This is a genomic window from Ensifer sp. EB106-03-01-XG145, assembly GCF_058792075.1.
On record NZ_JBYTEC010000003.1, the window covers coordinates 334,662 to 357,495 of the forward strand.

Below are 22,834 nucleotides of genomic sequence, written 5' to 3' on the forward strand. Positions count from 1 at the left end.
ACGGGAACCTGCATGATGAATCTTTCGCTCGTCCTGGCCTCGGCAAGCCCGTTTCGACGTGCGCTCCTGGAAAATGCCGGCCTCGTTTTCGAGGCGAAGGCAGCTAAGATTGATGAACGTACGCTGGAAAAGCCGCTCGAAGAAGCCGGTGCTGCACCCGAAACGGTAGCGCTCGCACTGGCGGAGGCAAAGGCGCGCGACGTCGCCCGACATTATGGCGAGGCGCTGGTGATCGGCTCCGACCAGACCATGTCTCTGGAAGCACGGGTCTATCATAAGCCGAAGGATATGGCGGAAGCGGCTCGGCACTTGCTGTCGTTGTCCGGCAAGACCCATCGCCTGAACAGCGCCATCGTGCTTTTGCACGGTGAAGAGGTTGTCTGGCGGCACGTTTCTTCCGCCCACATGACCGTGCGGCCGCTGACGGCAGCTTTCGTCGATCGCCACTTGCAGCGTGTTGGCGAAAAGGCGCTTTCGAGCGTCGGCGCCTATCAATTGGAGGGCGAGGGGATCCAGCTCTTCGAGAAGATCGAGGGCGACTACTTCACCATCCTCGGTCTTCCGATGCTGCCGCTGCTCGCCAAACTTCGTGAACTGGGAACGATCGATGCGTGATTCACGTGAAACATTTGTTAACCACGCCTTCGTCACCGGCTATCCGATCAAACACTCCCGGTCGCCTCTGATCCACGGTTATTGGCTGAATGAGCTCGGTCTGGCCGGAAGCTACCGCGCGCATGAGGTAAGGCCGGAAGATTTTGTCGCTTTCATCGAAAGTCTCAAGGACGGAACATCCGGCTTCTGCGGCGGCAACGTCACCATCCCGCACAAGGAGCTCGCCTGTCGCCTGGCGGATCGGCCGGATGAGCTGAGCCAGGAACTCGGCGCCGCCAACACGCTGTGGCTCAGGGATGGAGAGGTGCACGCTACCAACACCGATGGCCGCGGCTTCGTTGCCAATCTCGATGAGCGGGCGGCTGGCTGGGACAAGACGTCGACCGCAGTCATCCTCGGCGCCGGCGGCGCCAGCCGGGCGATCATTCAGGCCGTCCGTGATCGCGGCATCAAGACGATCCATGTCGTCAATCGGACGGTCGAGCGGGCGAAGGAACTCGCCGATCGTTTCGGCCCGGCGGTCGAAGCGCATCCGATGGGCGCGCTCAAAGACGTAATGGTGGGTGCCGGCCTGTTCATCAACACCACGTCACTAGGCATGGATGGCAGCGAAGCGCTCGCGCTCGATTTCGGCGTCATGGCTTCCAGCGCCGTTGTCACGGACATCGTCTATGTTCCCCTGAAGACGCCGATCCTCGCACAGGCAGAGGCGCAAGGTTTTGCGATCGTCGACGGTTTGGGCATGCTCCTGCACCAGGCCGTCCCCGGCTTCGAGCTCTGGTTCGGCTGTCGGCCGACGGTCGATGCCACGCTTCGACAACGCATCATCGATGACATGGACAGGCATTGATGATTATCCTTGGGCTCACAGGATCGATCGCCATGGGCAAGTCGACGGCCGCCCAGATGTTCCGTGACTTCGGCGTTCCGGTGAACGATGCCGATGAGGTGGTGCATCAACTTTATCGCGGCGAGGCGGTTGCGCCGGTCGAGGCGGCTTTTCCCGGAACGACGAAAGACCGTGAGATTGACCGGGCCGAACTGTCGCGCCAGCTCATGGAGGCGCCGGGACGGCTGTCCGAACTCGAGGCGATCGTACATCCGCTCGTGCGCAAGAAGGAACAGGAGTTCCTTGCAAAGTACGCGGCCACGGCTGCGCCCCTTATCGTCCTGGACATCCCGCTGTTGTTTGAAACGGGAGCGGAAAAACGGGTCGACCGCGTCGTCGTGGTGACCTGTTCGGCCGAGCTCCAGCGCGAAAGGGCGTTGAAGCGACCGGGAATGACAGAGGAAAAACTCGCGATGATCCTTGCGCGGCAGGTGCCGGACAGCGAAAAGCGTAAACGCGCCGACTACATCATCGATACCAGCGACAGTTTCGACGTCACCCGCGGCCAGGTGAAGGCAGTCGTCGACGAACTCGCAGCCAGAAACGGAGACGCGGATGCGTGAGATCATCTTCGATACGGAAACGACTGGGCTCGACAATCGCGAGGACCGGGTGATCGAAATCGGCGGTGTCGAACTCGAAAACCAGTTTCCAACCGGCCGCACGCTGCATATCTTCATCAATCCCGGCAGCCGCAAGGTTCATCCGGATGCGCTCGCCATCCACGGGATCACCGACGACTTCCTGAAGGACAAGCCGCCCTTCGCCGATGTCGTCGATGAGATCCTCGATTTCTTCGGCGATGCGCGTTGGGTCGCCCACAACGCCACCTTCGACATGGGCTTCGTCAACGCCGAGTTCGCGCGTCTGGGACTGCCGCCGATCGCCATCGATCGGGTGACGGACACATTGGCGCTTGCTCGCCGCAAGCATCCGATGGGGCCGAACTCGCTCGATGCGCTTTGCCGTCGTTACGGCATCGACAATTCGCACCGCGCGAAACACGGCGCTCTTCTCGACTCCGAACTGCTCGCCGAAGTCTATATTGAGATGATCGGTGGTCGTCAGGCAGCGCTCGGCCTTGTCTCGACGAAATCGGCGGGGCAGTCGATCGAGCTCGATGATGTGCCGATCGTCATTGGCCAGCGTCCGCGTCCGCTGCCGAGCCGGCTGTCGGAGGACGAACTTGCGGCTCACGCTGCGCTGATTGCCAAGATCGGCTCCAAGGCGATCTGGGCAAAATACGATCCCCAGGAATAATCAGGCATCAAAAAAGCCCGGCGTGAGCCGGGCTTCATTGTTTCAGCGTTCTGATTTTCGATCAGTTCGCGGTTTCGTTCGAGTTCGAAACCTGAGCACGGACCTTTTCTTCTGCCATGCGCTGCGCGAACATCTGCGCGAAGTCGATCGGGTCGATCATCAGCGGCGGGAAGCCACCGTTGCGGGTCGCGTCGGCAACGATCTGGCGCGCGAACGGGAACAGCAGGCGCGGGCACTCGATGAAGAGCAGCGGCAGCATGTGCTCCTGCGGGAAGCCTGCAACGCGGAAGACGCCGCCATAGGCGAGCTCGACATTGAAGAGAACACGGTCGCCGTCCTTGGCTTCGGCGTTCAGTGACAGAACGACGTCGAAATCGTTCTCTGCGAGCGGATTGGCGTTGACATTGACGTTGATGTTGATCGACGGCGCCTTGTCGCGAGCCTGCAGCGAACGCGGAGCGCCCGGGTTTTCGAAGGAAAGGTCCTTGATATACTGGGCGAGGATGTTCAGCGACGGGCTCTGCTGCGCGCTGCCGTTGCCGTTGGATGCGGTATCAGTCGTCATAAGGGTTCCTCGACATCAATTCGGTGAGGCCATCTAGCATTTCGGCCTAGGGCTTACAACCCTGCGGACCCGGCGCTTTCAGGCGGATGCGCGTACCTTTGCTCCAAACCGCCAAGCCAGGATTATGCTCCGGAATGTGGGCGACAGAGTGCCGGATGCGCATTCCGCCAAACGCTCCTCGTCTAGGGGCGATCGCGGTCCCCACCTTGCGGCGGATCCTCGTCGTCCTTCCGCGAAAATTCGCCTTCGTCGAGGTCGATGACGCGCGTCGAGGGTCGTGGCTGCCGCGGGTCGTCTTGTGGGTACCAGTTCGTCCCGGATGCCGCCGTCACGATCGTCATCCTCTTGCGCAGATAGGCGGCCACGGCGTTGCGGACAAAGGGCAGAAACAGGAGGAGACCGATCACGTCGCTGACGAAACCCGGCACGACGAGCAGGATCGCTGCCACGAACAGCAAGGCGCCGCCGATCACCTCCCGGCCCGGGTCACTGCCGGTGCGGGTGGCATCCTGCATCCTGCGGATGACGGTAAATCCCTGGACTCGGAGCAGGATCACACCCACAAATGCGCTTGCAAGCACCAGAAGCAGCGTAATCAAAAGTCCGATCTCTCGGCCGACGACGACGAAACCGGCGATCTCGGCGAGCGGGAGCCCGAGGATGACAAGGGGAATAAGAAATGAGCGCATCAATCTGCCCGAAAATGAAACCTGGTGTTCCCTTAAATCGTCTCCGACTTAAGAGCAAAAACATGCAGCAACTCTAAAGCGCCACAGCGACCTTTGTGCGTCTTAAAAGACGTTCGGTGCTGTAAGGGTGCGACATCGCCATTTGAATGATCTATTCTTGCGGACTATATGGAATAGCCACGAGAAATTCTAACAGCGGTTCCGGGTGGAAATGGGCTCTTTTGACTTCATCACGTTTTTTTTCCTGATCGCCGCGGTGGTCATTTTCCTGCAACTGCGCAGCGTTTTGGGCCGCCGGACAGGAAGCGAACGGCCGCCATTCGATCCCTATTCGCCGCGTGACATGAGCCAGGGGCCGGAAAACGGCGACAAGGGCAAAGTCGTGCAATTGCCGCGACGCGAGAGCGCGGAAGAAGAAGCGGGTCGTTACGAATCGATCGATGCCTTCGCCAAGGCTGGCACAACACTGAACACCCAGCTTCGGGCGCTGAGCGACGCTGATCCGAGCTTCGATCCCAAGGAATTCGTCAACGGCGCCAAGATGGCCTACGAGATGATCGTCATGGCCTTTGCTGACGGTGACCGCAAGACGCTGAAGAACCTGTTGTCCCGCGAGGTCTATGAAGGCTTCGACGCGGCGATCACCGACCGGGAGCGCAAGGGCGAAGTCGTCAAGTCAACCTTCGTCGGCATCGACAAGGCCGACATCATTCACGCCGAAGTGAAGGACAGCGAAGAGAACATCACGGTCCGTATCGTCAGCCAGCTGATTTCGGCGACTTATGACAAACAGGGTGGCCTGATCGACGGCGATGCCGAATCGGTTGCCGAGGTCAATGATCTCTGGACCTTTGCGCGCGACATCCGTTCGCGGGATCCGAACTGGAAGCTGATCGCCACCGAATCCGAAAATTGAGCGGCCGTGGCGACGATGTCCTTTCGACTTGAACCCGTCAGTTTCGACGATCTTCCGGGCTGGCGGGACGACGACCCGACCAAGGTGATAGAGGCGATGCGCCGCTGTCGGAAACATGTTTCGAACAAGCCCTATCGCACCGGGTCGATGGGGATCTCCGTCGATGATCTCATGCCGGCCTTTTCGGCTTCGTCAGCCGACGTCGACACAGCTGACGGCGCACGGGCCTTCTTCGAGAAGCACTTCGCACCGTTCCGGATCAAACCGGAAGCGGGTTCCGGCTTTGTCACCGCCTTCTACGAACCGGAAATCGAGGTTCGCGCCGAAGCGGACGAGACCTATCGCTATCCGCTCTACCGACGCCCTGCGGATCTGGTCGATATCGACGACACCAACCGGCCCGACGGGATGGATCCCTATTTCGCCTTTGGTCTTTCCGAGGATGGCCGGATCAGCGAGTATCCGGACAGGCGGGCAATCGAGCAGGGCTACCTTGCCGGCCGCGGCCTGGAGATCGCCTACGCGAAGTCCAAGGTCGAAGTTTTCTTCGTTCATGTCCAGGGTGCGGCGCGGCTCCTATTCCCGAATGGTTCGCGTCGCCGCGTCACCTATGCCGCCAAGACCGGCCACTATTTCTCAGCCGTCGGCAAACTGCTGATCGAACGCGGCAAGATCGATGCCGCGACCGTCTCGATGATGAGCATTCGCGACTGGCTGGAGGCGCATCCGGACGACGTCGATGAGGTCCTCTGGCACAACCGGTCGTTTATCTTCTTCCGCGAGGCCGCGGTCGAGGACGAGCACTTGGGTCCGATCGCCGCTGCCAAGGTCTCGCTCGAGCCGGGACGTTCCTTGGCGGTGGACCGGCTGATCCATACCTTCGGCGTACCCTTCTATATCGCGAGCGAGAGCCTGACACGCCTCGATGACGGAAAGCCCTTCCAGCGCCTGATGCTGGCGCTCGACACGGGGTCGGCAATCGTCGGTCCAGCGCGCGGTGACATCTTCACCGGTTCCGGCTTCGAGGCGGGCGAACGGGCCGGGGCAGTTCGTAATCCGGCCGACTTCTATGTTTTCGTTCCCAAGGCGGCCGCGGCACGATACGGCCATGCCTAAGAAAAAAGAGCTTTCGTCTGAAGATCGCATTCTCTGGGGCAAGGTTGCCCGCTCGACGAGACCGATGCCGGGTCGGCTCGACGACCTGATGGACATGTTGGCCGTAGACGAAGAGCCGAAGGCGCAGGAAGAACCGAAAGCCAAGCAGCACCAGAAATCGACCGGCGCCGTCGAACAGCCGGGTATCGCGCTGACGAAAAAGACGGGCGAGAAACTGCATCATCCGCTTGAGAAGCCGGTCAAGCGCAAGCTCGCCAAGGGGCGCCTGACACTCGAAGCCCGGATCGACCTGCATGGCATGATCCAGAGCGAAGCGCATGGTTTGCTGTTGCAGTTTCTCTTAAGGGCGCATGAGCGCGGGCTGCGCCATGTGCTCGTCATAACCGGCAAGGGCACCTCGTTCGGCAGCGACGGTGCTTTGAAGCGGGCGGTACCGCTCTGGTTCTCCTTGCCCGAGTTCCGGCCGCTGATCTCATCCTACGAGCAGGCCGCCCGCAACCATGGCGGCGAGGGTGCTCTCTATGTCCGCCTGGCGCGCGTGAGGGGAAGCGCGATATGACACCCTTCGGCGAGGCGCTGCGCGAACTCAGGCGCAGGAAGGGCGTGTCGCAGAAACAGATGGCAGCGGCGATCAACGTTTCGGCCGCCTATCTTTCAGCCCTCGAACACGGAAAGCGCGGCGCGCCGAGCTTCGATTTTCTCCAGCGCGTGGCCGGCTATTTCAATGTGATCTGGGATGAGGCAGAGGAATTGTTTCGTATCGCCAACGTCTCCGCACCGAAAGTCGTGTTGGACACGTCGGGCCTGACGCCGGAGCACACGGCATTTGCCAACCGGCTCAGCGAACAAATCGGCGCTTTGTCGCCTGAGACGATCCGCGCCCTGGAAGATGTTTTGGAAAAAGCCACATTTCCTGATAATGACAGGGGATGAATGCTTGTTTCCGGCCGCTGCCCGGCGGTCCGGGATTTGGAACCGTGGACAAATTTTCTATAGTCCACGAGGCGTCCGAGACGTGATTCGCAACGAATCACCCTGTCCGAACAACCTGGAAAGACCCGTAGCTGAATGACCGACAATCCTGAGACCGAAACCGGCGCCAGCGCCGAATATGGTGCCGATTCCATCAAGGTGCTGAAGGGCCTGGATGCCGTGCGCAAGCGGCCGGGCATGTATATCGGCGACACGGATGACGGTTCCGGTCTGCACCACATGGTGTACGAGGTCGTCGACAACGCGATCGACGAGGCGCTCGCCGGCCACGCGGATATCGTGACGGTGACGCTCAACCCGGAGGGCTCGGTGACGGTGACCGACAATGGCCGTGGCATCCCGACCGACATCCACAAGGAAGAAGGCGTCTCGGCAGCCGAGGTCATCATGACCCAGCTGCACGCCGGCGGAAAATTCGACCAGAACTCCTACAAGGTTTCGGGCGGTCTGCACGGCGTCGGCGTCTCCGTCGTCAACGCCCTGTCGGTTTCATTGAAGCTGAAAATCCGGCGCGCGGGCAAAATTCACGAGATGAGCTTCACGCACGGCGTCGCCGATGGCTCTCTGGCCGTTACCGGCGACGCAGGCGACGCGACCGGAACCGAGGTGACGTTCCTGCCGAGCAGCGAAACCTTCACCAAGACCGAGTTCGATTACAACACGCTGGAACACCGCCTTCGCGAACTCGCCTTCCTCAATTCAGGCGTTCATATCATTCTGACCGACAAGCGCCATTCGGACATTCGCCAGGACGAGATGATGTATGAGGGCGGTCTCGAGGCCTATGTCGCCTATCTCGACCGGGCGAAGAAGCCGCTGGTGCATAAACCCGTGTCGATCCGCGGCGAGAAGGACGGCATCACCGTCGAAGTCGCGATGTGGTGGAACGACAGCTACCACGAAAACGTGCTCTGCTTTACCAACAACATTCCGCAGCGCGACGGCGGCACCCATATGGCGGGCTTCCGTGGCGCGCTGACGCGCCAGGTCACCTCCTACGCGGATTCCTCGGGTATCACCAAGAGGGAAAAGGTCACGCTCCAGGGCGAGGACTGCCGCGAAGGCCTCACGGCTGTTCTTTCGGTGAAGGTTCCAGATCCGAAGTTCTCTTCGCAGACGAAGGACAAGCTGGTGTCCTCGGAAGTGCGCCCGGTTGTCGAAAGCCTCGTCAACGAGGCGCTCAGCACCTGGTTCGAAGAGCATCCAAGCGAAGCCAAGATCCTCGTCGGCAAGGTGGTCGAAGCGGCTGCTGCCCGCGAAGCCGCCCGCAAGGCCCGCGAACTGACGCGCCGCAAGGGTGCGCTCGATATCTCGTCGCTGCCCGGAAAGCTTGCCGATTGCTCCGAGCGTGACCCGGCCAAGTCCGAAGTCTTCCTGGTGGAAGGTGACTCTGCAGGTGGCTCCGCCAAGCAGGGCCGCTCGCGCGAAAACCAGGCGATCCTGCCGCTGCGCGGCAAGATCCTCAATGTCGAGCGTGCGCGCTTCGACAAGATGCTGTCGAGTCAGGAAATCGGTACGCTGATCACCGCGCTGGGTACGTCGATCGGCAAGGACGAGTTCAACGCCGACAAGCTGCGTTATCACAAGATCATCATCATGACGGACGCCGACGTCGACGGCGCCCATATCCGCACCCTGCTGCTCACCTTCTTCTTCCGCCAGATGCCGGAATTGATCGAGCGCGGGCATCTCTATATCGCCCAGCCGCCGCTCTATAAGGTGACGCGTGGCAAGTCGGCTCAGTACCTCAAGAACGAGCAGGCACTGGAAGACTACCTGATCACGATGGGTCTGGAAGAAGCCACGCTGGAGCTGGAATCAGGCGAAGTGCGCGCCGGCCAGGATCTGCGCGAAGTCATCAATGATGCACTCCGCCTGCGCAATCTGATGAACGGGCTGCATTCGCGCTACAACCGCTCGATCGTTGAGCAGGCAGCGATTGCCGGCGCGCTGAATGTCGAGCTCAACGGCCAGCGTGATGCCTATGAGGCGGTCGCTGCGGAGGTTGCTCGTCGCCTCGACGTCATCGCCGAGGAAACCGAACGCGGCTGGAGCGGTGCGGTCACGGCAGAAGGCGGTCTTCGCCTCGAGCGCATGGTCCGCGGCGTCAAGGAAGTCGCGGTGCTCGATATGGCGCTGATCGGCTCGTCCGATGCCCGCTACATCGACCAGCTCACCGCGAAGCTCAAGGAAGTCTATGCTGCCCCGCCGGTCCTGCGGCGTCGCGACGGTACCCTGGAGATCAGCGGACCGCGTGCGCTTCTCGATGCGATCTTCGCGGCCGGTCGCAAGGGTCTCTCGATGCAGCGCTACAAGGGCCTCGGTGAAATGAATGCCGAGCAGCTCTGGGAAACGACGCTCGATCCGAACGTCCGCTCGCTGCTGCAGGTCCGCGTCACCGACGCCACCGATGCCGACGGCCTGTTTTCGCGCCTGATGGGCGACGAGGTCGAGCCGCGCCGCGACTTCATCCAGGAAAACGCACTGAGCGTCGCCAACCTCGACATCTGATCTTCTCGGATATCGTGACCACTTGGAATCCCGGTGCCTTGCGGCGCCGGGATTTTTCGTTATTCGCCCTTGAACTGGCCTTCGAAGGCGAACTCGCTGACCGGCTTGCGCTGGCTCGGGATTTCGCGTGCGCGCAGGTCGTCCGGTAGCGTCGAGGGGTCAGCCAGCCGTCCGATCGCCACGGCGGCCTCGACCCGGTGATGCTCGGGAACGTTCAGAACGCGCATCGCCTTGTCGCGGTCGATGCCGGCCATGCCATGGGTATGCCAGCCGCCAAGGGAAGCCTGCAGAGCGAGGCTGTACCAGGCCGAGCCCGTGTCGAAGGCGTGGGTATAGGCCGGCCGCATCTCGCCGTTCTGTGCCTGGTTGTGGGTTCTTGAAATAACGATCAGAAGCGCGGCAGCGTTCTTCGCCCAGCGCTGGTTGCCTTCATCGAGCGTGTCGAGCAGCACCGGAAAGTGCTCCGTTCCGCGACGGGCATGGACGAAGCGCCAGGGCTGTCGGTTGCTCGCAGACGGCGCCCATCGGGCCGCTTCGAAGAAGGAAAGCAGTTCGCGTTCCTCGATCTCCTCGTTGGTGAAGGCGCGGGGCGACCAGCGCTCCAGGAACATGGCATCGATGGGATAATCGGCTTTTCTGTTGTTGGTCGCCGTCATGGACATGCCTCTTCTATGTGTTCTCTATATCCTCGGCCGATCTTCGGTGCCTGATCTGTCACCTGCGCCTATGGCTCGATTCGTTTCGGACGCTACATGAGGACGGGTGTGGATGAAACCGGGTTGGACGCACGGGAACGCGAGCGCGGTCGGTACGCGAGGCGCGCCAGGAAAGTGCAGAAACGGTCGCGTGGGTCATTGCCGTTTCCAAGAAAAAAGTTGTATAAGTTCTGTAGACTTTGAGAGAGGACGGATCATGTCGTTTAAAGACCCATCATTGTTTCGCCAGGCAGCGCTCGTCGGCGGCGAGTGGATCGAGGCGGACGCGGCGAACGCGATCGAGGTGAACAACCCGGCGACCGGTGAGATCATCGGCCGGGTGCCGAAGCTCGGCGCCAAGGAAACCAGGGCGGCGATCGAGGCGGCGCGCGTGGCCCAGAAGGGCTGGGCGGCGCGCACGGCCAAGGACCGCGCCGGCGTTTTGCGCAAGTGGTTCGAGCTGATGATCGAGAATAAGGAAGATCTCGGCCGCATCCTGACGCTGGAGCAGGGCAAGCCGCTTGCCGAAGCAACGGGCGAAATCGTCTATGGCGCAAGTTTCGTCGAGTGGTTCGCCGAAGAGGCGCGCCGCCTCTATGGCGACCTGATCCCCGGTCATCAGCCCGACAAGCGCATCCTGGTGATGAAGCAGCCGATCGGCGTCGTCGCGGCAATCACGCCCTGGAACTTCCCCAATGCGATGATCACCCGCAAGGCCGGCCCGGCTTTCGCTGCAGGTTGCGCGATGGTGTTGAAGCCGGCGGCACAGACGCCGTTCTCGGCAATCGCGATCGCCATTCTCGCCGAACGCGCCGGCTTGCCGAAGGGCCTGTTCAGCGTCATCACCGGCTCGGCCCGCGAGATCGGTGCCGAGATGACCTCCAACCCCGTCGTGCGCAAGCTGACCTTCACCGGCTCGACCGAAGTCGGTGCCGAGCTCTATCGCCAGAGCGCCGCCACCATCAAAAAGCTCGGCCTCGAGCTTGGCGGCAATGCTCCCTTCATCGTCTTCGACGATGCCGATCTCGATGCGGCGGTTGAGGGCGCGCTGATCGCCAAGTTCCGCAACAACGGCCAGACCTGCGTCTGTGCTAACCGCATCTATGTGCAGGACAAGGTCTACGACGCCTTTTCCGACAAGCTCGCCAAGGCGGTCGCCAAGCTGAAGATCGGCAACGGCCTCGACGAGGGCGTGATCCTCGGGCCGCTGATCGACAAGGCGGCGCTGGAGAAGGTCGAGGAGCATATTGCCGACGCCACCTCCAAGGGCGCGCGCGTGATCCAGGGCGGTAAGCGTCACACGCTCGGCGGCACCTTCTATGAGGCGACGGTTCTGGCCGATGTCACCCAGGCGATGGCGGTGGCGCGCGAAGAGACCTTTGGCCCGGTGGCGCCGCTCTTCCGCTTCGCCGATGAGGCGGATGTGGTCGAACAGGCAAACGACACTGAGTTCGGCCTTGCCTCCTACTTCTATGCCAAGGACCTGGCGCGGGTTTTCCGGGTGGCCGAAGCGCTGGAATACGGCATGGTCGGCGTCAACACCGGCCTGATCTCGACGGCGGAAGCGCCGTTCGGGGGCGTGAAACTCTCCGGTCTCGGCCGCGAGGGCTCGCGCTACGGCATTGAAGAGTTCACCGAGATCAAATACGTCTGCCTCGGCGGCGTGGCCTGAAACAGGCGAAAATCCGACTTGCAACAAACCGGCCAACGTTTTGGCCGGTTTTCTTTTGCCAGCAAGGCGTTAGTCTTCGCAGTCGAATCCATCGATGGCGTGAGATTGCCCCTCACCCTAGCCTCTCCCCGCAAGCGGGGCGAGGGGACTTGAGTCGGTGCGGCATCGTCCGTCCTCCTTTTTCCAGGACGAAGGTGCCGGCAGGCGGATGAGGGGCGAAGCTCGATCCCACGCTAAGTTTAAGGAGAGTCAGCATGCCGGCACCGAAGAACCCCTTTAAAGCGGCTCTGCGCGAAAACCGCTTCCAGCTCGGGCTGTGGGTGGCGCTCGCCAGCCCATACGCGGCGGAAGTGGTTTCCGGCAGCGGCTATGACTGGCTGCTGATCGACGGCGAGCATGCGCCGAATGACATTCCCTTGCTGTCGGCGCAGTTTCGCGCGGTCTCGGCATCGGCGAGCCACCCGATGGTTCGCCTGCCGGTCGGCGACACGGTGCTGATCAAGCAGATTCTCGACACCGGTGTGCAGACCCTGCTGATCCCGATGGTCGAGAGCCTGGCGCAGGCACAGCAGCTGGTGCGCGCCACCCGTTATCCGCCGCATGGCGTTCGCGGCGTCGGCGCCGCCCTCGGTCGGGCCTCGCAATTCGGCCGCATCGGCGACTATCTCCAGACCGCCGGTGATGAAATCTGCCTGATCCTGCAGATCGAGAGCCGCGCGGGTCTTGCTGCGATCGATGAGATTGCCGCGCTTGATGGCGTTGACGGCCTCTTTATCGGCCCTTCCGACCTGGCGGCCGACATGGATTATCTCGGCAAGCCAGGTCATCCGGAGGTGCGCGCGGCAATCGCCGATGCGTTCGAGCGTATAAAGAAGGCCGGCAAGGCGAGGGGCATCATGACGCTCGATCTCGGTCAGGCACGCGACTACCGCGAGATGGGCGCCGATTTCATGGCGATCGGCACGGATGTCACGTCGCTCGTGCGCGCGACGACGGCGCTGCGCCAGGAGTTTCTCGGCGAGGTGGCGGTGGCACCAAAGAAGCAGGAATCCGGCTACTGATCCGAGATTGCCGTGAGCTCGGGCATTGCTACGCCCGGGCTCCAGAGCCGGAGGTCGCCGATCCGGCGCGCGATCTTTTCGCGGTGATGGTTGGCGATATCGCTTAGGCGATGATTGAGGAACGGGTTTCTGAAGCGCTCCAGCGTCGCAGCGACATAGTCCGTCGCTTCGCTTTGCAGGTCCTTCGCGGCGAAAGCGGGAATGACTTCGGATCGATAGATGCGGTCGAGATATGCTGCTACGCGGGCGTCGGCGAGCGTCTCCCGGACGGTCTCATGCGGGTTACGGCCCTCCCTCAGCCAGAGATCGGCCAGCACGGTGTGGCCGAGATTGAGGATGTGAAGCTTCAGCTTCTCGTAAGGCGTCAGGTCATCAACGAGCTTCACGGACGGATGAATGCACGGAAGGTGCAAGCCGGGCTGGTTTTCGATCGCCCAGAGCGCATAGGGTTCGGCAATCGCACCGGCGGGCTCCAGAGGCTCGGAGACGATGCGGTCGACCAATGTGTTTGCCCAGACGACACCTGTGTTCAGCCAGTTCGTGAAAGCGGTGTCTTTGGCCCGCTCCGCCGCGAGCCCCAGCATCAGCGCCTTCAGCACATCGCCGTTGCGTGACACGAGCTCGCAAGGAAGGATCGTCAGGGCGCGCCCACCCGCTTCAAAGCGGGCCTTCAGGAGCAGGAGCAGCTTGCCGGGAAAGGAACGGGGAATGTCCGTGACCAGGTCGTCGTCGGTGATCCGGTAACCCGTATCGCCGGTATTGGAGATCAGGATTTCCGCTTCCTGGGCAACAATCTCCCGGACCTCGCTCCAGTTTTCAGCGGTTGAAAGCGCCCGCGTCACGCTCGTCACCCGCTGCGTCGCGTCGATCCGCTCCCCGTCTTGGATGCCGCGGATGATGACGGGAAAGCCTTCGGGGCGCGCGAGCGCCGCAAGACGTCCGGAACGCTCGCTGGATCCGGTTGTCTGCACGATCGTGATCGGGCCTGGTGCCTTTCCCGCCTTCAGCGCGTCGCTGACGAAGAGATCGGCATGCGCTTGAAGAAAGCGGCTGGTTCCGAATTGCACGATCGGCGTCGGCATCTGTGGCTCCGGTAGCTGGCTATGGAATGGATTGAAGGAGAGTTTCGCGAGCGGACTGGAGGTGTCGCCGACAGGCCTGTTCCGCCTTGGCCGGGTCGTGCGAACGCAGTGCTTCGATATAGGCGAGGTGTTCTTCCAGCGCGCGAGCGTTGCGCTGGCGGGCATTCGTCTTGTTCCACTGGTAGTGATAGTGGAAGACGATCGCGATGATGTCGTAGAAATCGACGATGAAGCGGTTGCTCGATGCCTTGTGCACCAGCAGGTGAAACTGCTCGTCGAGTTCGGAGAACTCCCGGTAGCGATTGTCGATGTCGGCGAGGATGTCCCGGTGCAGGGTCTCGATTTCCCTGAGCTCCTCCCAGGCCGGGTGATCATCCGGAAGCGAGACGAAACGTGCGGCCGAGCGCAGCTCGAACATCTCGCGCACTTCCGTCAGCTCCAGCGCGAATTCACGCGTGAAGCCTTTCAGGATCCAGTGGCTGTTTGGCCGTTTTTCGATCAGGCCGAAGCGGCTGAAGCGGATCAGGAACTCGCGCACACTGGTCGTTCCGGTGCCGATCTCGCGCGCCAGTTCAAGCTCGTTGATCTGCATGCCGGGCTCGGCGCCGCCGGCGAGAATCCGGCGCATGAAACTGCGCTCGATGATTTCGGCGAGCGAATCGGTCTCTTCCGTTGGGAAGTAGTCGTCGGGGCGGGGCTGCCGCAGCACGTTCTTCTTGCGCTTGTCCCAGGCGATGAGCTGCGCCTCCTCGAAGCGGCTGAGGATCGCGCGCACCGTCGTCCGGCTGACGCCGAGCACCTGCCCAAGTTCCGGCTCGGAGGGCAGCGAGGATGTTTCCGCCAGAAGCTTCAGGCAGCGGTTATAGGCATCCTTGAAGACGGTGTTCTGTTTTGCCATGGCAAGATCCGGCCGGTTCGAAATTGTCTGCGCTTGTCAGGGACGCTCCTCTATCGCGGCGATCCGGTTTTGTCTCCGTCTGTCGTCAACATCTGTTCCTCCCATTCACCCGGTCCGGTCGTTGGCACGGCGTCGTCGCCGATGTTTTCGCTATAATACCCATTGACGACGATCTGTCTATTGTAGATAAAAGACAGAAGAACAGACGATAACAATCATGGAGAAATCGGTGTCTGCGCCGTCCACCATCCTGCTCGCACCGGAGGACAACGTCGTCGTGGCGACATTGGCGATTGCCGCTGGTGATGCCTTGCCGAACGGCGCTCGCGCCGCAGTAAAGGTCGATGCCGGCCACAAGATTGCGATCCGTCCCATTCGCGCCGGCGAACCGGTCGTCAAATACGCCCAGGCGATCGGACGGGCGACCGCCGACATCGCGCCGGGCGACCATGTGCATTCCCACAATCTTGCCTTCGACCGGGATCGTCTGGCGATCGGTCCACAAGGGACGCCGGAGGCGGCAAGCGATGCCGACAAGGCACGCACCTTCAAGGGCTATCGCCGCGCAGATGGCCGGGCTGCGACGCGAAACTATATCGGTGTCGTCGCCAGCGTTAACTGTTCCACCACGGTCTGCCGTGCCATCGCCGAGGAGGCGAACCGCCGCATCCTGCCGAAATACGAAGGCATCGACGGCTTCGTGCCGATCGTGCACGATCAGGGCTGCGGCATGTCGTCGACCGGCGACGGAATGGCCAATCTGCACCGCACGCTTGCCGGTTACGCCCGCCATGCCAATTTCGGCGGCGTGCTGATGGTGGGCCTCGGCTGCGAGGTCAATCAATTGACGCTCTATGGCCAGAGCGGCGCTGGCGCGGAGAAACGTCATTTCAACATTCAGGAAGCCGGCGGCTCGCGCCGCTCCGTGGAAAAGGCACTCGGCATTCTCGAAGAAATCGCGGCCGAAATCGGAAAAGAGCGCCGTATTGCCATTCCGGTCAGCGAGATCATCGTCGGCTTGCAATGTGGCGGGTCGGACGGGCTTTCGGGCATCACCGCCAATCCGGCGCTTGGCGCCGCCGTCGATATCCTTGCTGCAGCCGGCGGCACGGCGATCCTCTCGGAGACCTCTGAGATCTATGGTGCCGAGCACCTGCTACGCAGCCGGGCGGTGAATGAGGCCGTAGCGGTGAAACTCGACGGCCTGATTGCCTGGTGGGAGAACTATGTGGCGATGCATGGCGCATCGCTCGACAACAATCCTTCGCCGGGCAACAAACGCGGTGGACTAACCACCATTCTTGAAAAATCACTCGGTGCTGTCGCCAAGGGTGGCCGGTCGCCGCTGAACGCAGTCTATCGGTATGCCGAACGGGTCACCGAGCACGGGCTCGTCTTCATGGATACGCCCGGCTACGATCCGGTATCTGCCACCGGCCAGGTTGCCGGCGGTGCCAACGTCATTGCCTTTACCACCGGCCGCGGCAGCTGTTTCGGCTGTACGCCGGCGCCGTCGATCAAGCTTACCAGCAACACGGCGCTGTTTCGGGCGATGGAAGAGGACATGGACTTCGATTGCGGGGTGGTCGCTTCGGGGGAGGCGAGCATTGCCGGGCTTGGCCGGGAGATCTTCGACCTGATCGTCGAGACCGCCTCTGGCCGCAAGACCAAGAGCGAGCTTTTCGGCTACGGCGACAACGAGTTCGTGCCCTGGCATCTGGGGGCGACGCTCTAGACATGTGACGACTGGCATCCTTGGAGGAGGAGAACAGGGAATGCAGACGAGACGGATCGGTCGAACCGGACTATCGGTGACCGAGTACAGCTTCGGCGCCGCCGGTCTCGGCGGGCTCTACCGGGAGTGTACCCGCGACGCCGCCATGGCGACGCTGGACGCGGCCTGGCAGTCGGGTATGCGCTACTTTGATGTGGCGCCTTTTTACGGCCTCGGGCTTGGAGAACGGCGGGTCGGCGACTTCCTGCGCGACAAGCCGCGCGACGAATTCGTGCTCTCCACCAAGGTCGGCCGGCTCCTCCATCCGGTGCCGGAAGACAAGGTGCCAGACTACTCCTATGTGAGGCCGCTCAATTTCGATGTCAGATACGACTACAGCTATGACGGCATCATGCGCTCCGTCGAGTTCAGCTACGCTCGGCTCGGACTCAGCCGCATCGACATCCTCTATGTCCACGACATCGGCGGCTACACCCACGGTGCCGCCCGCAATGCCGTCTATATCAGGCAGTTGCTGGACGGCGGCCTCAAGGCGCTGGAGGAGCTGAAATCCTCAGGAGCGATCGTCGCCTATGGTCTCGGTGTGAACGAGGTACCGGTCTGCCTGGAGGTCATGCGGCGGGCCGATATCGACTGCATCCTGCTTGCCGGCCGCTATACACTGCTCGACCGCTCGGCCGTCGCCGAACTGTTGCCGCTCTGTGAAAAGAAGCAGACCTCGCTTGTCGTCGGCGGGGTCTTCAACTCGGGCATTCTGGCAACGGGCCCGGTCGAGGGGGCGCATTTCGATTACATGCCGGCAACGGAAGATATCCGGCAAAAGGTCGGTGCCATGGAGGTGGTCGCGCGCGGTATGAACGTGCCGCTTGCCGCGCCAGCCATGCAGTTTCCGCTGAGCCATCCCAAGGTCGCCTCCGTGCTGGTCGGCACCGCCAAGCCGGAGAGTCTGAGGCGCAACATGGCGCTCACCGAACACCGGTTTTCCGCGGCCGATTTCGCGGCTTTTGAACCGTTCACGCTGGTCGCGCCGGAGCTCGGCGACGAGGCTGTTCGCGTTTAGCGGGCGGGGGCCGCGTTTCGGTCTGAAATGCTGTTCCGGCAGCTTGCCAAGCCGGAATTGTCGTATTAGCATTCCAATATGTTTTTTATCGATAAAAGGTCGATAGCTAGCACCTGCGATCGATCTCCAAGAAATGGAACACGGTGCACTGAGAGGAGAAACCTGGGATGAGCATTCTGAAAAGCAGCCTTACCCGTCGCGCCTTCACCGCTTTGGCCGGTGCCGCGATGATCGCCGGCATGTCGCCGGCCGCGTCCTTTGCGCAGGACGTGACGATCCCGATCATCGTCAAGGACACCACGTCCTTCTACTGGCAAATCGTGCTTGCTGGTGCCCGCGCCGCCGGCAAGGATCTGGGTGTCAATGTACCTGAACTCGGCGCCCAGTCCGAGTCCGACATCAACGGCCAGATCAGCATTCTCGAAAACGCGGTTGCCGGCGCGCCGGCTGCCGTCGTGATCTCGCCGACGGAGTTCAAGGCACTCGGCAAGCCGATCGATGAGGCGGCCAAGGCCGTCCCGATCATCGGTATCGACTCCGGCGCCGACTCCAAGGCATTCTCCTCGTTCCTGACCACCGACAACGTCCAGGGCGGCCGTATTGCCGCCGACGGTCTTGCGGCCGCCGTGAAGGAAATGAGCGGCAAGGAAGAGGGCGAAATCGCCATCATTACCAGCCTTCCGGGTGTCGGCTCGCTCGACCAGCGCCGTGAAGGCTTCCTCGATCAGGTCAAGACCAAGTACCCGGGCTTCAAGGTCGTCGTCGACAAATACGCCGACGGGCAGGCGACCACCGGCCTCAACATCATGACCGACCTGATCACCGCCAATCCGAACCTTGTCGGTGTGTTCGCGTCGAACCTGATCATGGCGCAGGGCGTCGGTCAGGCGATCGCCGAAAACAAACTCGGCGACAAGATCAAGGTGATCGGCTTCGACAGCGACGACAAGACCGTCGGCTTCCTCAAGGAAGGCGTTCTGGCGGGTCTCGTCGTTCAGGATCCTTACCGGATGGGCTATGATGGCGTGAAGACGGCACTGGCCGTCTCCAAGGGCGAAAAAGTCGAGGCGAATGTCGACACCGGTGCCAATCTGGTGACCAAAGCCAATATGGCCGAACCGAAGATCGACGCTCTCTTGAACCCGAAGGTCAAGTGACGACGGCCGCGGCGGGCCCATTGCCCGCCGCACCCGCTTGCGACCGGGAACGAGGACCGGTCGCAAGCGATCTCTGCGATGGGAGGAATGCGCAGATGACCGAGTTGCAAGAGGCGCGCGACACCAGGACCCAGGGACTGCAGGTGGCAACGCGTCATCCGGTTCCCAAAGGGGAGCCGATTCTGGAACTGCGCGCTTTGCAGAAGAAATATGGCGCCGTCGAAGCGCTGAAGCCTGCCTCGCTGACGTTCTTATCCGGCGAGATCCACGCCATCGTGGGCGAGAACGGCGCCGGCAAGTCGACGCTGATCAAACTTCTGACCGGTGTCATCAAGCGCACGTCAGGCGAAATCTTCTGGTGCGGCAAACCCGTTCAACTCGGCACGCCACATGAGGCGATCGAGCGCGGCATCAACGCCGTGCACCAGGAGGTCGTACTCTGTGCGCACCTGTCTGTGGCGGCCAACATGTTCCTCGGCGACGAGATCAATCGTAACGGCCTGATGCGCAAGCGCGCCATGACCGATGCGGCGCAGCGCGTGCTCGACGATCTCGGCTTCAATCTGCCGGCCGGCGCGGTGCTCGGCAGTCTCACCATTGGCCAGCAGCAGCTCGTTGCCACGGCGCGCGCCGCCATGCGTGGCACGCAGTTCCTGATCTTCGATGAGCCGACCGCCTATCTCACCCGACAGGAATCGGCGCAGCTCTTCCGGCTGATCCAGAGGCTTCAGGCCGAAGGCGTGACCATCGTCTATATCAGCCACCGAATGGAGGAGGTCTTCGAGATTGCCGACCGCGTCTCGGTGCTGCGCGACGGCACCCATGTCGGCACCCGCAAGATTGGCGAGACGAACGAGGCGGAGCTGATCGCGTTGATGATCAACCGCACCATAGAGCAGATCTATCACAAGGAGCATTTTCCGCCCGGCGAGGTCATCGTCGAAACGCGGAACTTGAGTGGCCCCGGTTTTCAGGATGTATCGCTGACCGTTCGCGCCGGCGAGATCGTCGGCCTTTATGGGCTGATCGGAGCGGGGCGCAGCGAGTTTGCGCTCGGCCTCTATGGTCGGCATCGTCCAAGCGCCGGCGAGGTCTATTGGAAGGGGCGCAAGGTCGAGATCGCCAGCGAGCGTGTCGCCATGAATCTCGGCATCGCGCTCGCGCCGGAAAGCCGCCGCGATCAGGGCCTGTGCCTCAATCTGCCGATCGGCCTCAACATCAATCTTCCGGTGTTCAACCGGCTGACGCGTGGCCTGACGATCAACGGCCAGCAGGAGCGGGAGAATGCCGACCGGCAGATCCGCGACCTGAAGATCAAGACGCCGTCGCGACGAGTCCTGGCGTCGGCCATGTCCGGCGGCAACCAGCAGAAGATCGTTATCGGCAAGTGGCTGAGCCATGGCGCCAAGCTCTTCATCTTCGACGAGCCGACCGTCGGCGTCGATGTGGGCACCAAGGCCGAGATCTACCGCCTGTTCGCGCGGCTTCTGGAGAACGGGGCAGGCATCATCCTGATCTCGTCCTATCTGCCTGAAGTCTACGAGCTTGCGGACAAGTTGCACGTGTTCCGGCGCGGGCGGCTGGTTGCTAGCCACGACTATCGCGCCGCGAGCCACGAGGAAGTGCTGACGCAGGCGATCGGTGTTTGAACACATAAAAAGAAATCTGAGAGACGCAGGGAGGAAGACGATGAGTGCGGAAACGGTGGAAAGCGGCGCCAGCGCGGCGCCACGCAAGGGCGTGAGCATTCTGTTCGGCCTCACCCTCCTGGGGCTGCTTCTGTTCCTCTGGCTGCTGCTGGGCCTCGCCACCAACAGTTTTTGGACGCCAAACAACATCAGCAACCTGTTGCGCCAGGGGGCGATGACGGCCATCCTCGCGGTCGGCCAAACCTTCGTCATCATCACCGCCGGCATCGATCTTTCGGTGGGGGCGGTGGTCGGCTTCACCAGCGTCATCGTCGCCTGGCTGCTTGCGGCTGGCATGCCGCTCTGGGCCGCCATCATCCTCACGCTCGCCTTCGGGGTGCTGATCGGCGCCTTCCATGCCTTCGGCATCGTGCGCATGGGTCTGCCGCCCTTCATCATAACGCTTGCGACCCTGACATCGCTGCGCGGGATCGGCCTGCTGATCACCAACGGTTCGACGATCTCGATCACCAATGAAGCCTTCACCAACTTCTCTCGCGCGGATTTCCTCGGTGTGCCGAGCCTGTTCTGGATGGTGATCGTGGTGGCGATCCCGGCCTATGTCTTCCTGCACTTGAGCCGCTTCGGCCGTTATCTCTTCGCGGTCGGCTCCAACAACGAGGCGGCGCGCCTCTCCGGCGTCAACGTGCACCGCACCATCTATCTCGCCTATATCCTGTCATCGACCTGCGCCGCCTTCGTCGGCCTGCTGCTCGCCTCGCGCATCGGCATCGGTAACGCGACGCAAGCCGAGGGATGGGAACTGCAGGCGATCGCCTCGTCGGTCATCGGCGGCACCAGTCTGTTCGGGGCCGTCGGCTCGGTCCATGGGCCGCTGCTCGGCGCTTTCATCCTTGCGACGATCAACAACGGTGCCAATCTTCTCAACGTCAACTCGTTCTGGCAGCGCATCATCACCGGCGCGCTGATCATCGTCATCGTCTATTTCGACCAACTCCGGCGCCGCAGCGCCCGCTAGGCGCTGCCACCGAACATTCCGCGGGAACTGCCATGAAAGCCGTGCTCTGCCTCGAACCCGGCCGCCTGGAGGTCGTCGACCGTCCACCGGCTGAAGACGTGCCTGACGGGTGGGTGCGTCTATCCGTCAGCCATGTCGGCATCTGCGGTACCGACTACCATATCTTCGCCGGCAAACATCCGTTCCTCGAATACCCGAGGGTCATGGGTCACGAGATCTCGGCAACGGTCATTTCCGGTGGCCGCGGCACTGAGGTCGCGCCCGGTACGCCTGTGGTGGTCAACCCCTATCTCTCCTGCGGCAACTGCGTTGCCTGTCGCAAGGGCAAGCCGAACTGCTGCACCGCCATCAAGGTTCTCGGCGTGCATACGGATGGCGCCTTCTGCGAAGAGATCATCGTGCCCGAGGGTAATCTTTATCCGGCGCACGGTCTGTCTGCCGAAGCTGCGGCAACGGTCGAATTCCTGGCAATCGGTGCCCATGCGGTGCGCCGAGCATCCACGGATGCGGGTTCACGGGCGCTGGTCATCGGCGCAGGGCCGATTGGCCTCGGCACCGCGATCTTCTCGCGCATTGCCGGCCATCAGGTGACGCTCGTCGATACCAGCGACGAACGGCTGGATTTTGCTGCCGAGAAGCTCGGCTTTGCCAATGGCATCGTCGCGGGAACCGATATGGGGTCACGCATAGCCGAAGCGACGGGAGGGGATGGGTTCGACGTGGTCTTCGATGCCACCGGGTATAGTGGCTCGATGCAGGCCGCCTTCGCCTATGTCGCCCATGGCGGCACGCTGGTCTTTGTCAGCGTTGTCAAGGACGAGATTTGCTTCTCCGATCCGGAGTTTCACAAGCGGGAGATGACCTTGGTCGGCAGCCGCAATGCGACCCGCCAGGACTTTGATCACGTCGTTGCATCGATTGCTTCCGGCCTCGTGCCGGTCGAGGCGTTGATCACCCACCGCACGACGCTTGCGGGCGCGGTTGCCGATCTGCCGCGATGGGCGGAAGAAAAGTCGGGTCTGGTCAAGGCAATCGTCAAGGTGGCAGCTGCATGAGCGATGGCGGCTTTGCTGCATTGCCGCAGAGGTCGCGCCTGACGGTCGCTCTTCGGAGTCGCCATTTTCTCCCCGAAAATGCCCGACATCGGCACTCAACGCACGAAAATTGCGGAAAACCGCCAGTTTCGGACAAGCTCGTTTGCAAATCGTCAGGAATCCAGATTCATTCTGGCCTGAGGCCTTGTATCGAGGCGA

The 22,834-nt window shown here is 61.9% G+C and carries 22 protein-coding genes; 17 read left to right on the plus strand and 5 right to left on the minus strand.

Annotated elements, in window-relative coordinates; all coding sequences use genetic code 11:
* Nucleotides 1-15 precede the first annotated feature (15 nt).
* The 4 genes from AC3WWH_RS12120 to dnaQ are packed head-to-tail and all read left to right on the plus strand — an operon-like array spanning nucleotide 16 to nucleotide 2,764.
* Complete coding sequence (locus AC3WWH_RS12120) at nucleotides 16-615, plus strand: Maf-like protein (RefSeq protein WP_058321787.1); 600 nt, start codon at nucleotides 16-18, stop codon at nucleotides 613-615.
* On the plus strand, nucleotides 608-1,465 hold the full coding sequence (locus tag AC3WWH_RS12125) for a shikimate dehydrogenase (protein ID WP_058321620.1): 858 nt from the start codon (nucleotides 608-610) through the stop codon (nucleotides 1,463-1,465). The genes AC3WWH_RS12120 and AC3WWH_RS12125 overlap by 8 nt, the downstream gene beginning before the upstream one ends.
* Nucleotides 1,465-2,067 (plus strand): dephospho-CoA kinase, encoded by a 603-nt coding sequence (coaE, locus tag AC3WWH_RS12130; protein WP_058321619.1) that lies wholly within the window; start codon nucleotides 1,465-1,467, stop codon nucleotides 2,065-2,067. Before AC3WWH_RS12125 ends, coaE begins: the two co-directional genes overlap by 1 nt.
* Nucleotides 2,060-2,764, plus strand: coding sequence for a DNA polymerase III subunit epsilon (gene dnaQ, locus AC3WWH_RS12135; protein ID WP_058321618.1), 705 nt, complete (start codon nucleotides 2,060-2,062; stop codon nucleotides 2,762-2,764). The genes coaE and dnaQ overlap by 8 nt, the downstream gene beginning before the upstream one ends.
* Nucleotides 2,765-2,825: 61 nt before the next feature.
* Here dnaQ and secB read toward each other — a convergent pair whose 3' ends face one another.
* Both secB and AC3WWH_RS12145 read right to left on the minus strand, forming a co-directional pair.
* On the minus strand, nucleotides 2,826-3,329 hold the full coding sequence (gene secB / locus AC3WWH_RS12140; RefSeq protein ID WP_057252025.1) for a protein-export chaperone SecB: 504 nt from the start codon (nucleotides 3,327-3,329) through the stop codon (nucleotides 2,826-2,828).
* A gap of 182 nt (nucleotides 3,330-3,511) precedes the next feature.
* Nucleotides 3,512-4,018 (minus strand): FxsA family protein, encoded by a 507-nt coding sequence (locus tag AC3WWH_RS12145; RefSeq protein ID WP_058321617.1) that lies wholly within the window; start codon nucleotides 4,016-4,018, stop codon nucleotides 3,512-3,514.
* Nucleotides 4,019-4,229: 211 nt separating this feature from the next.
* Between AC3WWH_RS12145 and AC3WWH_RS12150 the strand changes: the two genes are divergently transcribed.
* From AC3WWH_RS12150 to gyrB, 5 genes are all read left to right on the plus strand, one after another.
* Nucleotides 4,230-4,934, plus strand: coding sequence for a Tim44/TimA family putative adaptor protein (locus tag AC3WWH_RS12150; protein WP_057252027.1), 705 nt, complete (start codon nucleotides 4,230-4,232; stop codon nucleotides 4,932-4,934).
* 15 nt (nucleotides 4,935-4,949) lie between these two features.
* Entirely contained in the window at nucleotides 4,950-6,050 is a 1,101-nt protein-coding gene (mltA, locus tag AC3WWH_RS12155; RefSeq protein WP_058321616.1) for a murein transglycosylase A, read from the plus strand.
* Entirely contained in the window at nucleotides 6,043-6,609 is a 567-nt protein-coding gene (locus tag AC3WWH_RS12160; RefSeq protein WP_058321615.1) for a Smr/MutS family protein, read from the plus strand. Before mltA ends, AC3WWH_RS12160 begins: the two co-directional genes overlap by 8 nt.
* Nucleotides 6,606-6,983, plus strand: a complete 378-nt coding sequence (locus tag AC3WWH_RS12165) for a helix-turn-helix domain-containing protein (protein WP_492376984.1) — start codon at nucleotides 6,606-6,608, stop codon at nucleotides 6,981-6,983. Before AC3WWH_RS12160 ends, AC3WWH_RS12165 begins: the two co-directional genes overlap by 4 nt.
* A 135-nt stretch (nucleotides 6,984-7,118) precedes the next feature.
* Nucleotides 7,119-9,554 (plus strand): DNA topoisomerase (ATP-hydrolyzing) subunit B, encoded by a 2,436-nt coding sequence (gene gyrB, locus AC3WWH_RS12170; protein ID WP_058321613.1) that lies wholly within the window; start codon nucleotides 7,119-7,121, stop codon nucleotides 9,552-9,554.
* 59 nt (nucleotides 9,555-9,613) lie between these two features.
* Here gyrB and AC3WWH_RS12175 read toward each other — a convergent pair whose 3' ends face one another.
* Complete coding sequence (locus AC3WWH_RS12175; RefSeq protein WP_058321786.1) at nucleotides 9,614-10,210, minus strand: nitroreductase family protein; 597 nt, start codon at nucleotides 10,208-10,210, stop codon at nucleotides 9,614-9,616.
* A 256-nt stretch (nucleotides 10,211-10,466) separates the two neighbouring features.
* Here AC3WWH_RS12175 and gabD point away from each other — a divergent pair, with 256 nt between their 5' ends.
* Nucleotides 10,467-11,921, plus strand: a complete 1,455-nt coding sequence (gene gabD / locus AC3WWH_RS12180) for an NADP-dependent succinate-semialdehyde dehydrogenase (RefSeq protein ID WP_110879972.1) — start codon at nucleotides 10,467-10,469, stop codon at nucleotides 11,919-11,921.
* A gap of 254 nt (nucleotides 11,922-12,175) precedes the next feature.
* Nucleotides 12,176-12,982 carry an aldolase/citrate lyase family protein gene (locus AC3WWH_RS12185; RefSeq protein ID WP_058321612.1) on the plus strand — a complete coding sequence of 269 codons (807 nt, stop codon included), beginning with the start codon at nucleotides 12,176-12,178 and terminating at the stop codon, nucleotides 12,980-12,982.
* Here AC3WWH_RS12185 and AC3WWH_RS12190 read toward each other — a convergent pair.
* Nucleotides 12,976-14,064 carry a mannitol dehydrogenase family protein gene (locus AC3WWH_RS12190; RefSeq protein ID WP_058321611.1) on the minus strand — a complete coding sequence of 363 codons (1,089 nt, stop codon included), beginning with the start codon at nucleotides 14,062-14,064 and terminating at the stop codon, nucleotides 12,976-12,978. The two genes, AC3WWH_RS12185 and AC3WWH_RS12190, sit on opposite strands and share 7 nt — an antisense overlap.
* Nucleotides 14,065-14,083: 19 nt before the next feature.
* On the minus strand, nucleotides 14,084-14,962 hold the full coding sequence (locus tag AC3WWH_RS12195; protein WP_058321610.1) for a GntR family transcriptional regulator: 879 nt from the start codon (nucleotides 14,960-14,962) through the stop codon (nucleotides 14,084-14,086).
* Between the two features lie 217 nt (nucleotides 14,963-15,179).
* Here AC3WWH_RS12195 and AC3WWH_RS12200 point away from each other — a divergent pair, with 217 nt between their 5' ends.
* The 6 genes from AC3WWH_RS12200 (at nucleotide 15,180) to AC3WWH_RS12225 (ending at nucleotide 22,636) form a co-directional block, all read left to right on the plus strand.
* Nucleotides 15,180-16,697 (plus strand): UxaA family hydrolase, encoded by a 1,518-nt coding sequence (locus AC3WWH_RS12200; protein ID WP_373419840.1) that lies wholly within the window; start codon nucleotides 15,180-15,182, stop codon nucleotides 16,695-16,697.
* A gap of 40 nt (nucleotides 16,698-16,737) precedes the next feature.
* A complete protein-coding gene (locus AC3WWH_RS12205) occupies nucleotides 16,738-17,757 on the plus strand; it encodes an aldo/keto reductase (protein ID WP_492376985.1) in 1,020 nt (339 codons plus the stop codon).
* A 167-nt stretch (nucleotides 17,758-17,924) separates the two neighbouring features.
* Entirely contained in the window at nucleotides 17,925-18,914 is a 990-nt protein-coding gene (locus AC3WWH_RS12210; protein ID WP_057252037.1) for an ABC transporter substrate-binding protein, read from the plus strand.
* A gap of 95 nt (nucleotides 18,915-19,009) precedes the next feature.
* Nucleotides 19,010-20,563, plus strand: coding sequence for a sugar ABC transporter ATP-binding protein (locus AC3WWH_RS12215; RefSeq protein ID WP_058321608.1), 1,554 nt, complete (start codon nucleotides 19,010-19,012; stop codon nucleotides 20,561-20,563).
* 40 nt (nucleotides 20,564-20,603) lie between these two features.
* A complete protein-coding gene (locus AC3WWH_RS12220; RefSeq protein ID WP_058321607.1) occupies nucleotides 20,604-21,581 on the plus strand; it encodes an ABC transporter permease in 978 nt (325 codons plus the stop codon).
* A gap of 32 nt (nucleotides 21,582-21,613) precedes the next feature.
* Nucleotides 21,614-22,636, plus strand: a complete 1,023-nt coding sequence (locus AC3WWH_RS12225; RefSeq protein ID WP_058321606.1) for a zinc-binding alcohol dehydrogenase family protein — start codon at nucleotides 21,614-21,616, stop codon at nucleotides 22,634-22,636.
* Nucleotides 22,637-22,834: the final 198 nt, after the last annotated feature.